Raw genomic sequence first — 11,995 nt, 5'->3', positions numbered from 1 at the left:
AAGATCCCTCTCCCGGTGCTGTTGGCGGTTCACGTCGTCAGTCAGCGCCGGTTTTTCTTCCCATGACCGCCCAGAAGTCTGCCGCCATGCGTCCTGCCCGTGCCCTGATCGACCTTCAAGCCCTGCGTCACAACTACCGAATTGCCCGTGAAGTCACCGGCGCCAAGGCGCTCGCGGTGATCAAGGCGGACGCCTATGGCCATGGCGCGGTGCGTTGCGCCCAGGCGCTGGAAGCCGAGGCGGATGGTTTTGCCGTGGCTTGTATCGAAGAAGCTCTGGAGCTGCGTTCCGCCGGGATTCGCGCACCGGTATTGCTGCTGGAAGGCTTCTTCGAAGCTGACGAGCTAGCGCTGATCGTCGAGCATGATTTCTGGTGCGTGGTGCATTCGCTGTGGCAGCTCGAAGCGATCGAGCAGGCAGTCCTGAGCAAACCGATCACGGTATGGCTCAAGCTCGATTCCGGCATGCACCGCGTCGGCCTGCATCCGAAAGATTATCCAGCGGCCTATCAGCGTCTGCTGGCCAGCGGCAAAGTGGCGAAAATCGTATTGATGAGCCACTTCGCTCGCGCTGATGAATTGCATGCGCAGAGCAGTACCGAGCAGGTGGCGGTGTTCGAAGCGGCGCGTCAGGGTCTGGCGGCGGAAGTCAGCCTGCGCAACTCGCCAGCTGTGCTCGGTTGGCCAGAATTCCAAAGCGATTGGGTACGCCCGGGCATCATGCTCTACGGCGCGACCCCGTTCGAAGAAGCCAACGCCGTCGCTGAACGCCTGCAACCGGTGATGACTCTCGAGTCGAAAGTCATCAGTGTGCGTGAATTGCCGGCCGGCGAACCGATCGGTTATGGCGCCAGATTCATCACCGACAAGCCGATGCGCATCGGCGTGGTCGCCATGGGTTACGCCGACGGCTACCCGCGCCAGGCACCGACCGGCACATCCGTGCTGGTGGCTGGCAAACCCAGCCGCTTGCTGGGGCGCGTGTCGATGGACATGCTCTGCATCGATCTGACCGACGTAGCGGAAGCGGGGCTTGGTTCAACTGTCGAGCTGTGGGGTAAAAATGTTCTCGCCAGCGACGTGGCGAAGTGGGCCGAGACCATCCCGTATCAGATCTTCTGCAACCTGAAACGTGTGCCAAGGCTCTATTCCGAGGGTTGACGCCGCTGCGGGGGGCAAGTGTTGTAAATACTGAACGCTGTCGCCATGATAACGCTCAATATTCTTACAACATCAGGAGGCTCCCGCCTTGGACGTCGGTGAACGACTGCAATCGATCCGCAAGCTCAAAGGGCTTTCCCAGCGTGAACTCGCCAAACGCGCGGGCGTCACCAACAGCACCATTTCGATGATCGAAAAGAACAGCGTCAGCCCTTCGATCAGTTCGCTGAGAAAGGTGCTCGGCGGCATTCCCATGTCGATGGTCGAGTTCTTTTCCGAAGAGATCCTGCAGGACCAACCGACCCAGATCGTCTACAAGGCCAACGAGCTGATCGACATCTCCGACGGCGCCGTGACCATGAAACTGGTCGGCCGCGCCCACCCGAGCCGGGCCATCGCCTTCCTCAACGAAATCTACCCGCCGGGCGCCGACACCGGCGAAGAAATGCTCACCCACGAGGGCGAGGAAACCGGGATTCTGGTGGAAGGCCGCCTCGAACTGGTGGTGGGTCTGGAAACTTTTATCCTCGAAGCCGGCGACAGCTACTATTTTGAAAGTACCAAGCCGCATCGTTTCCGTAACCCGTTCGACGTGCCGGCGCGACTAATCAGCGCAGCCACACCGGCGAATTTCTAAGCAGAAGGCGCCAGGCCAATACGGCAAAGGCCCCAGAACCGTTTTACCGATGGGCAACAAGACCCCTCTAACCATGGGGTTGTTTCAGTACAGCGGCCTACCCGCTATACTTGCGCCCGCCTGCGAACCGTGGCCGCAGGCGTGAATAGCCACCATTGAGGGTGAACGCGTGAACCTAATTATGAAAATGCTGGCTGCACCAGCAACCGTAGTGGCCCTATGGGCTGTCAGCGCTCAAGCTGCGACAAATGACGACATCGCCAAACGCCTCGAGCCCGTCGGCCAGGTGTGTGTTCAAGGGCAGGAATGCAAAGGCATGGAAGTGGCCGCGACGGCTGGCGGCGGTGGCGGGGCGAAGGCACCTAAAGACGTGATCGCCAAGCACTGCAACGCTTGCCACGGCACGGGCCTGCTTGGCGCGCCGAAGATCGGCGACAAGGCAGCCTGGAAGGAGCGGGCCGATCATCAGGGTGGTCTGGACGGCATCCTCGCCAAGGCCATCACCGGCATCAACGCCATGCCACCAAAAGGCACCTGCGCCGATTGCTCCGATGAAGAGCTCAAGGGTGCGATCAAAGAGATGTCCGGTCTGTAATCAGCGGCGGCTTTGAAAAAACCGTCTTCGGACGGTTTTTTTGCGCCTGCGGTTCAAGAGTCCCTCACCCCAGCCCTCTCCCGAAGGGAGAGGGGGCCGACCGAGGTGTCTTGCGTCGGACATCGACCTGAAAGATTGAGTCGATTATGGATTCAGTAGGGCTATTTCAAGTCGGCGTACCTCCCAAATATTCCCCATTCAGTCCCCTCTCCCTCCGGGAGAGGGCTAGGGTGAGGGCAACAATTTCGAGTCGGATAAATATTTGAAGAACAGCGCACATTCACTCTGAAGCTGTCCTTTGCAGCAAACTCAAGGCAATCTCGGTCTACCCCTATCAACGGAACGGGCGGGAGGCTTCAGATGGTGCAGTTGTGTTCGATCGAACAGGCGGTGGACGACGTACTGGCGCGCTTGCCTGCGCACATCCACTTGGGCTTGCCGCTGGGGCTGGGCAAGCCGAATCACTTCGTCAACGCGCTGTACCGGCGCATCAAGGACCTGCCCGAGCGGCAGCTGACGATCTATACCGCGCTGTGCCTCGGTCGGCCGAATCTGGGCGATGGCTTGCAGAAGCGCTTTATCGAGCCCTTTGTAGAGCGGGTGTTTGGTGATTATCCGGAGTTCGATTTCCTCGCCGATCTGCAGCGCGACAGCCTGCCCGACAACATCCGTATCCAGCAGTTTTTCATGCAGCCTGGCAGTCTGCTCAACAGCGCGCCGGCGCAGCAGGATTACGTCAGCAGCAATTACAGCCATGCCGCTCGCGACATCAACGCAGCGGGTCTCAATCTGGTGGCGCAATTGCTCGCCAGCAGCAGCGAACACCCTGATCGCTTAAGCCTGAGCTGCAACCCGGACATCACCCTCGACCTGTTGCCGATGATCGCCAAGCGCCGCGAGGCGGGGGAGACCATTGTGCTGGTCGGCCAGGTGCATACGGATCTGCCGTACATGCCCGGCGATGCGGAAGTCGACATCGACACGTTTGATCTGCTGATCGACGAGAAGGACAGCTGCACGCTGTTTTCCACGCCGAACATGCCGGTGGGCTTTCAGGATCATTTCATTGGCTTGCACGCCAGTACGCTGGTGCGCGATGGCGGCACATTGCAAATTGGTATCGGCTCGATGGGGGATGCGTTGACTGCTGCGCTACTTGCCCGTCAGGCCGATAACGCCGGTTATCAGGCGGTGCTCGATGACATCAACCTCAGCCAATGGGCGCAATTGATCCAGCGCGAGGGCGGCACCGCGCCATTTGCCAAAGGCCTTTACGGTTGCAGCGAGATGTTCGTCAACGGGCTGTTGGTATTGGCGGATGCCGGGATCATTCGGCGCAAGGTCTATCCGGATGTGCCGACCCAGGAGCAGGCCAATGCCGGTACCCTCGACGAAGCCGCGCAGCCCGACGGTATCTCGGTGCACGGCGGCTTCTTCCTTGGCCCGCGCAGTTTCTATGAGCGGCTGCGCGAGTTGCCGCAAAGCAAGCTGCTTGAATTCAACATGACCCGCATCAGCTACATCAACGAGCTGTACGGCCAGGAAGAGCTCAAGCGCTTGCAGCGCATCGATGCGCGCTTCATCAACACCGTGTTCACCATGACTCTGCTCGGCGCCGGCGTGGCTGATCAATTGGCAGACGGACGCGTGCTCAGCGGGGTTGGCGGCCAGTACAACTTTGTTGCCCAAGGCCATGCGCTGGAGGGCGCGCGATCGATGTTGATCCTGCGCAGCTGGCGCGAGTCCGGCGGCGAGGTCAGCTCCAATATCGTCTGGGACTACGCCCACTGCACGATCCCGCGGCACCTGCGCGACATCGTCGTCACCGAGTACGGCATCGCCGACCTGCGCGGAAAATCCGACGCAGCGGTGATCGAAGCGCTGCTCAACATCAGCGATTCTCGGTTCCAGCCGGGGTTGATCGAGCAGGCGCAGAAAGTCGGCAAGCTGCCAAAGGATTTCCGTATCGATCCACGGTTTGCCGATAACACACCGCAACGCTTGCAGGCGATTGCCGCACGGCATCCGAACCTGTTTCCGGAGTATCCGCTGGGCTGTGATTTCACTGCGATTGAACGGGATCTGCTGCGGGCGCTGAACTGGCTGAAGAGCAAGTTCAAGCTGACCGAGATTCTGGAATTGGGCAAGGCAGCGCTGGATGCGCCGGAGGCTTCAGCGTTCCCGGAACATCTTGAGCGGATGCAGCTCACAAACCCGGAGGGGTTGAAAGAAGACCTGTTTCAGCGCCTGCTGCTCACAGGCCTGAAAGCCACCGCGCAGTAACTGACCACCCCCAGAACCCACTGTGGGAGCGAGCCTGCTCGCGAAAGCGGTGTGTCATTCACTCAACAGGGTGACTGACACAATGCATTCGCGAGCAGGCTCGCTCCCACAGGGGTAACTCGGTGCCGCTGGTTACTCGATGAAGGTAACGACGCCATCCTTCAGCGATTGCACGCGGGCCAGCGATTCAACGCGGTAGCCCTGCGAGTCCAGTTCGGCGCGGCCGCCCTGGAACGACTTCTCGATGACGATGCCCAGACCGGCAACGGTGGCGCCGGCCTGTTTGATGATCGAGATCAGCGCTTGCGAGGCCTTACCGTTGGCCAGGAAGTCGTCGATGATCAGCACGCGGTCGCTGCTGGTCAGGTGGCGCGGGGAGATGGCCACGGTGCTTTCGGTCTTCTTGGTGAACGAGTAGACGGTCGCCGAGAGCAGGTTTTCAGTCAGGGTCAGCGACTGTTGCTTGCGGGCGAAGATCACCGGCACGCCGAGGTTCAGACCGGTCATGATTGCCGGAGCGATGCCTGAAGCTTCGATGGTGACGATCTTGGTGATCCCGGAATCCTTGAAAAGTGCGGCGAATTCGTCACCGATCAGCTTCATCAGGGCCGGGTCGATCTGGTGGTTCAGGAAAGCGTCGACTTTCAGGACCTGATCGGAAAGCACGATGCCTTCTTCGCGGATTTTTTTGTGCAGTGCTTCCACAACAGCTTCCTCTGTTGGCGCGATGGGCGCCGAAGGTAGATTAAAAAGTAGTCGATTCTAGCGCTTTAACATCGCGCGTATGTCGGCCAATGCGCTATTGCCACGCACGGCTTTGACTTCAGTCGGGGTGTCGTCGTTGCCTTCCCAGGCCAGATCGTCTGGCGGCAGCTCATCCAGAAAGCGACTCGGCGCGCAGTCGATGATTTCACCGTACTGCTTGCGCTTGGCAGCGAAGGTGAAGGCCAGGGTCTGGCGGGCGCGGGTGATGCCCACGTAGGCCAGGCGGCGTTCTTCCTCGATGGTGTCGGCTTCGATGCTGGACCGGTGCGGGAGGATTTCCTCTTCCATGCCCATGATGAACACGTAGGGAAATTCCAGCCCTTTGGAGGCGTGCAGCGTCATCATTTGCACGCCTTCGGCGCCGTCCTCTTCTTCCTGCTGGCGCTCGAGCATGTCGCGCAGCACCAGTTTGCCGATGGCGTCCTCGACGGTCATTTCGCCGTCCTCGTCCTTCTCAAGGGTGTTTTTCAACGCCTCGATCAGGAACCAGACGTTGCCCATGCGGTAGTCCGCAGCCTTGTCGCTGGAGCTGTTGGTACGCAGCCAGTTCTCGTAGTCGATGTCCATGACCATGCTGCGCAGCGCCGAGATCGGATCTTCGCCGGCGCACTGCTCGCGGACTTTGTCCATGAAGCGCTTGAAGCGCGCCAGACGATCGGTGAAGCGGCTGTCGAGATGTTCGCCCAGGCCGATTTCGTCGGTGGCGGCGTACATCGAGATCTTGCGTTCGGTGGCGTAGTTGCCGAGCTTTTCCAGGGTGGTCGAGCCGATCTCGCGGCGTGGCACGTTGATCACGCGCAGGAAGGCGTTGTCGTCATCCGGATTGACGATCAGGCGGAAGTAGGCCATCAGGTCCTTCACTTCCTGGCGACCGAAGAAGCTGTTGCCGCCGCTCAGGCGATACGGCACCTGATGGTGTTGCAGCTTCAATTCGATCAGCTTGGCCTGGTAGTTACCGCGATAAAGAATGGCGAAATCGCTGTAAGGGCGATCGGTGCGCAAATGCAGGCTGAGGATTTCCATGGCCACGCGCTCGGCTTCGGCGTCCTCGTTGCGGCAGCGGATCACGCGGATCTCGTCGCCGTGGCCCATCTCGCTCCACAACTGTTTTTCGAATTCGTGCGGATTGTTCGAGATCAGTACGTTGGCGCAGCGCAGGATGCGGCTGGTGGAGCGGTAGTTCTGCTCGAGCATCACCACTTTCAAGGACGGATAGTCGTCCTTGAGCAGCATCAGGTTTTCCGGGCGCGCGCCACGCCAGGCGTAGATCGACTGGTCGTCGTCGCCGACCACGGTGAACTGGTTGCGCTTGCCGATGAGCATCTTCACCAGTAAATACTGGCTGGCGTTGGTGTCCTGGTATTCGTCGACCAGCAGGTAACGCACCTTGTTCTGCCACTTTTCGAGAATGTCGGCGTGTTCTTCGAAGAGTTTTACCGGCAGCAGGATCAGGTCGTCGAAGTCCACCGCGTTGAACGCCTTGAGCGTGCGCTGATAGTGGGTGTAGACGATGGCAGCGGTCTGTTCTTTGGGATTGCGCGCGTTTTCCAAGGCCTGGGCGGGCAGGATCAGGTCGTTTTTCCAGGCGCCGATCATGTTCTTGATCTCGTCGACGCCGTCGTCGCCTGCGTATTCCTTCTGCATGATGTCGGTCATCAGGGCCTTGACGTCGGTCTCGTCGAAGATCGAGAAACCGGGTTTGTAGCCCAGCCGCGCATGCTCCTTGCGGATGATGTTCAGGCCCAGGTTGTGGAAGGTGCAGACGGTCAGGCCGCGCCCTTCGCCGGCACGCAACAGGGTGCCGACCCGCTCTTTCATCTCGCGCGCGGCCTTGTTGGTAAAGGTCATGGCGACGATGTACTGGGCGCGAATGCCGCAGTTCTGGATCAGGTGCGCGATCTTGCGCGTGATCACGCTGGTCTTGCCGGAGCCAGCACCGGCGAGCACCAATAGAGGGCCGCCGACGTAGTTCACGGCTTCTTGCTGCCGGGGATTGAGTCGGGACATACGAAAATTCGGGAGTCGTTGACGAAATGGGCCGGCATTTTAACAGGCTCAGCGATTTCTGCTGCTCTGTCCGACTTGTGACGCAGCGCGCGATTCAGATTTGCCGGTTTTGTTACTTTCACGCAGGATACGCGGGGATTTTGCGGCTAATGTTCTCATTCGTGACACAAAATAACGTTTCGATGCCGTTGTCATCAGACAACGCATTGGTCATTGTTCAGCACACCGGCATAATGCCCCGCCTACATCATTGCAGAGTCTAGGGAGTCAGCTTGTCTACGCCTGTCGAACCCTTGCGTTTGCTGCTACTGGCCGAAGAGCCAGCGTGGACAGCGTTGTTGCGTGAGTGTCTGGCTCCGATGGGGAGCGCGGCGGTGCTGATCAGCGCGCCGAACTGGGATTCGGTCAGCCGCCTGTTCGAAGACAACCGCCACGCGGTACTGCTGACCCTGCCAGCGTTGCAGCCGCCGCCCGGGCGTTGCAGCCTGCCGACCGTTCTGCTGCTGGAGCACGAGCCGGCCACCGCGCCGGTCGGTGTCAGCGACTGGCTGGTGTTCGACGCCCTCGACGCCGGCATGCTCCAGCGTTGCCTGCGCCATGTGCGCGAGCGCGGCGTGCTGGAAAACACTCTTCAGCGCCTCGCCGAACAGGACCCGCTGACCGGTATCGCCAACCGTCAGGGCTTCCAGACTCTGCTCACGGCGCGCCTTGCCGAAGGCGACGGTCGCGGTCTCGCCCTCGGCCATCTCGATCTCGACAATTTTCGCCATGCCAACGACGCCCTCGGGCATCAGGCCGGGGATCGTCTGATTCTGCAGGTCGTCGCGCGGCTGAAAAGTCAGCTGGAGGCCGGCGATCAACTGGCACGGCTGGGCAGCGATGAATTCGCTCTGCTGATCGATACCCGCCGCGCGCCGCAACGCGCCGAGTGGATGGCCGAACGCATTACTGAGGCGTTGGCCGAACCTTATTGGGTTGACGGCGAAAGCCTGCTGATCGGCTCCAGCCTCGGCATCGCCCACGCCCGCGCCAATGGCGGTGCCGATCCTTTGATGTGGCACGCCCATATAGCCATGCAGCAGGCCAAGAGCACACAGGGCTGCACCTTTCATATCTTCAACGAACGCATCAACCGCAACGCGCGCAGCATGGCCGACCTCGAAAGCGAACTGCGCCGGGCTTTGCGCCGCGATGAGCTGGAACTGCATTACCAGCCACGCCTGAATCTTGAAGACGGCCAGATTGTCGGCCTCGAAGCGCTGGTGCGCTGGCGTCATGGCGAGCGCGGTCTGTTGCCACCGAGCGAATTCGTGCCTCTGGCCGAGCAGAGCGGTCTGATCGTGCCGCTGGGCTACTGGGTCATTTCCCGCGCCTTGCGCGATATGCAGGCCTTGCGCGAGCAGGGGCTGCCGGCGCTGCACATGGCGATCAACCTGTCGTTCCGCCAGTTTCAGGACAGCCAGTTGCTGCCGACGCTCAGCCGCCTGATTGCCGAGCGCGGCGTCGAAGCGCAGTGGCTGGAATTCGAACTGACCGAAACCGCGGTGATGCGGCGCAGCGATCTGGTCAAGCAAACCATGGACGCCCTCGGCCGCCTCGGTGTGCGCTTCTCGCTGGACGATTTCGGCACCGGGTTTTCCTCGTTCGTGCACCTCAACAGCCTGCCGATCACCTTGTTGAAGATCGACAAGAGTTTTGTCGGCGGCATGGAACAGCGCGAAGAGAACCGCAAACTGGTGCACGCGATGATCAACCTCGCGCACAACCTGCATCTGGAAGTAGTCGCGGAAGGGGTCGAGACGCCGGAGCAACTGGAGTTGCTGCGCGGGTTCGGCTGCGATCAGGTGCAGGGTTACCTGATCAGCCGACCGCTGCCGCTGGATGAGTTGGTGGAATATCTGACCTTTGGAGCCAGTCAGCAGGCTTCGGTGGAAGCCATTTAAAAGATCGCAGCCTTCGGCAGCTCCTACCTTGGAATGTGTTCCTTTGTAGGAGCCGCCGAAGGCTGCGATCTTTTGATCTTAATCCGCGCCGATGGCCTCGAACCTCTCTGCAACTGGCTCGCGCCGAATCATCCGCTGCATCTTCCATTCGAACGCCAGCGTCAGGCTCACCGCCGCGCACGCCAGGCCCAACGCCAGACCCCACCAGACGCCCGTCGGCCCCCAATTGAGATGGAACGCCATCCACCACGCCGCTGGTGCGCCGATCAGCCAATAGCAAGCGAGCCCCACGAGAAACGTAGTCTTGGCATCCTTGAGCCCACGAATACAGCCCATGGCAATCGTCTGCGTGCCGTCGAACAGCTCGAACCACGCCGCTACGGCCAGCAGGCTCACCGCCAGACGGATCACTTCGGCAAACGCCGGATCGTTGTGGTCGAGGAACAGGCCGACCAACTGGTTCGGCCACAGCCAGAACACCAGGGCAAAACCGAGCATCACCACGGCGCCGAAGGCGATGCCGACACGCCCGGACATGCGCGCATCGACCAATTGCCCGGCGCCATAGTGTTGGCCGACGCGCATGGTGATGGCGTAAGACATCCCGGCCGGGACCATGAAGGCCACCGACACGATCTGCAGGGCGATTTGATGCGCGCCCATCTGCGTACTGCCCATGGTGCCCATGCACAACGCGGCAAAGGCAAACAGCCCGACTTCCACCGCATAGGTGCCGCCAATCGGCAGGCCCAGACGCCACAGTTCTTTCAGGTATTGCCGGTTCGGCCGCGACAGACCGGCGCGCAACGGATAAGCGTCATACGCCGGATGCCGGCGGATATGCCAGGCCAGCGCCAGTGCCATGCAGTTGGCGACAATCGCCGTGACCAGACCGATACCGGTCAGGCCCAGTTGTGGCAGGCCGAACATGCCGGTGATCAGCGCGTAGTTGAGCAGGAAGTTGGCCACCGTACCGGCGAGGCTGATGACCATCACTGGCGTCGCCCGGCCGATTGCACTGGTAAAACCGCGCAGGGCCATGAAGCTCAGGTAGCCGGGCAGGGCGAAGGGCAGGGCGATGAGAAATTGCCCGGCGGCGTTGACGTTGGTTTCGGTTTGGCCGAACAGCAGCAACACGGGTTTGAGGTTCCACAACAACAGCCCGGCGCCGAGGGCCATCAGCCAGGCCAGCCACAACCCGGCCTGGGTCAGGCGCGCGGCACCGATGATGTCGCCGGCACCCTGACGGATCGCCACCAGTGTGCCGACCGCTGCAATCACGCCGATGCAGAAAATCGACACGAACGAGTAGCTCGCGGCACCGAGGCCGCCACCGGCCAGCGCTTCGGGGCTGAGGCGCGCCATCATCAGGGTGTCGGTCAGCACCATCAGCATGTGCGCCAACTGCGAAGCAATCAGCGGCCCCGCCAGCCGCAGAATGGCCCAGAGTTCGGTACGCACAGGATGCTGCATGGTCATCACCACCCAAATATCAGAGGAAGCAGAAGAGCGTCGATTCTCGGCGCTTGGCAGGCTTTGCACAAAGGGATAAAAAGGATGGGTGGCATGATTAATACTCATCCTGAATCGTCCTGCCGAATTGGCTGTATCCCCGCTATTGGAGCTTTGTGTATGTCCCGACGCCTTCCGCCGTTGTATGCCCTGCGCGCATTCGAAGCTGCAGCGCGACACAGCTCGTTTACCCGCGCGGCGGAAGAACTGTCGATCACCCAGAGCGCGGTCAGTCGGCACATGCGCACTCTTGAAGAACACTTCGCCTGCCGGCTGTTTCATCGCAGCGGGCGCAACCTGCAACTGACCGAATCGGCGCGGCTGCTGTTACCCGGTATCCGCGAAGGCTTCGCCGCCCTTGAGCGCGCCTGCAATACCTTGCGCGCCGAGGACGACATCCTGCGCATGAAAGCGCCATCGACCCTGACCATGCGTTGGCTGCTGGCGCGGTTGAGTCGCTTCCGCCATTTGCAGCCGGGCAATGAGGTGCAACTGACCAGCGCATGGATGGATATCGATTCGGTGGACTTCAACAACGAACCATTCGATTGCGCAGTTTTGCTCAGTGACGGGCATTTCCCGCCGGACTGGGAAGCGAGCCTGCTGTTTCCCGAGGAATTGATTCCGGTCGGCGCGCCGAACCTGCTCAATGATCAACCTTGGGATGTAGCGCGTCTGGCGGCTGCTGAACTGCTGCACCCGACCCCGGATCGCCGCGATTGGCGCAGTTGGCTGGAGCGCATGGGCCTGTCCGATAAGGTTTCGCTCAAGGGCGGGCAAGTGTTCGATACGCTGGAGCTGGGCATGATCGCCGCGGCGCGCGGCTACGGCGTTTCGATGGGTGATCTGTTGATGGTCGCCGAGGATGTCGCACAAGGGCGCTTGAGCCTGCCCTGGCCAACCGCCGTCGCCAGTGGCCTGAATTATTACCTGGTGTGGCCAAAAACCCGTCCGGGAGGTGAACGTTTGCGCCGCCTCAGCGACTTCCTGCAAGGTGAAGTCCGCGCCATGCGACTGCCCACAGTAGAGCGCTTGAGCTGAAACGTTCGAGCCGGCACAATGCCATCACTGCGCCATGCCCACGCAACACGCT

At 60.8% G+C, this 11,995-nt stretch carries 9 protein-coding genes; 6 read left to right on the top strand and 3 right to left on the bottom strand.

What is annotated here, in order from left to right:
• The first annotated feature begins 86 nt into the window (after positions 1-86).
• The 4 genes from alr to PspCFBP13508_RS10545 all read left to right on the top strand — a co-directional run bounded on the left by alr (position 87) and on the right by PspCFBP13508_RS10545 (position 4,675).
• Positions 87-1,160 (top strand): alanine racemase, encoded by a 1,074-nt coding sequence (gene alr / locus PspCFBP13508_RS10560; protein WP_137214392.1) that lies wholly within the window; start codon positions 87-89, stop codon positions 1,158-1,160.
• A gap of 88 nt (positions 1,161-1,248) precedes the next feature.
• Complete coding sequence (locus tag PspCFBP13508_RS10555; protein ID WP_016772566.1) at positions 1,249-1,797, top strand: cupin domain-containing protein; 549 nt, start codon at positions 1,249-1,251, stop codon at positions 1,795-1,797.
• Between the two features lie 181 nt (positions 1,798-1,978).
• On the top strand, positions 1,979-2,392 hold the full coding sequence (locus PspCFBP13508_RS10550) for a c-type cytochrome (protein WP_130912302.1): 414 nt from the start codon (positions 1,979-1,981) through the stop codon (positions 2,390-2,392).
• 360 nt (positions 2,393-2,752) lie between these two features.
• Positions 2,753-4,675, top strand: coding sequence for an acetyl-CoA hydrolase/transferase C-terminal domain-containing protein (locus PspCFBP13508_RS10545; RefSeq protein ID WP_137214391.1), 1,923 nt, complete (start codon positions 2,753-2,755; stop codon positions 4,673-4,675).
• A gap of 132 nt (positions 4,676-4,807) precedes the next feature.
• Here the strand turns inward: PspCFBP13508_RS10545 and PspCFBP13508_RS10540 are convergent, their stop codons facing one another.
• Together PspCFBP13508_RS10540 and rep are read right to left on the bottom strand one after the other, a co-directional pair.
• A complete protein-coding gene (locus tag PspCFBP13508_RS10540) occupies positions 4,808-5,380 on the bottom strand; it encodes a xanthine phosphoribosyltransferase (RefSeq protein ID WP_016772573.1) in 573 nt (190 codons plus the stop codon).
• A gap of 57 nt (positions 5,381-5,437) precedes the next feature.
• Complete coding sequence (rep, locus tag PspCFBP13508_RS10535; protein ID WP_016772574.1) at positions 5,438-7,447, bottom strand: DNA helicase Rep; 2,010 nt, start codon at positions 7,445-7,447, stop codon at positions 5,438-5,440.
• Between the two features lie 272 nt (positions 7,448-7,719).
• Here rep and PspCFBP13508_RS10530 point away from each other — a divergent pair, with 272 nt between their 5' ends.
• Positions 7,720-9,390, top strand: coding sequence for a bifunctional diguanylate cyclase/phosphodiesterase (locus tag PspCFBP13508_RS10530; RefSeq protein ID WP_016772575.1), 1,671 nt, complete (start codon positions 7,720-7,722; stop codon positions 9,388-9,390).
• A gap of 78 nt (positions 9,391-9,468) precedes the next feature.
• Here PspCFBP13508_RS10530 and PspCFBP13508_RS10525 read toward each other — a convergent pair whose 3' ends face one another.
• The gene (locus PspCFBP13508_RS10525; RefSeq protein WP_125925375.1) at positions 9,469-10,863 is read right to left on the bottom strand and encodes a NorM family multidrug efflux MATE transporter; all 1,395 of its coding nucleotides are present in this window, start codon (positions 10,861-10,863) and stop codon (positions 9,469-9,471) included.
• Between the two features lie 159 nt (positions 10,864-11,022).
• Between PspCFBP13508_RS10525 and PspCFBP13508_RS10520 the strand changes: the two genes are divergently transcribed.
• Entirely contained in the window at positions 11,023-11,943 is a 921-nt protein-coding gene (locus PspCFBP13508_RS10520; RefSeq protein WP_137214390.1) for a LysR substrate-binding domain-containing protein, read from the top strand.
• Positions 11,944-11,995 lie beyond the last annotated feature (52 nt).

The organism is Pseudomonas sp. CFBP13508 (genome assembly GCF_005233515.1).
In the GTDB taxonomy this organism is placed as follows: Bacteria; Pseudomonadota; Gammaproteobacteria; order Pseudomonadales; family Pseudomonadaceae; genus Aquipseudomonas; species Aquipseudomonas mercuritolerans.
This window is presented reverse-complemented; position numbering and strand designations above follow the sequence as displayed.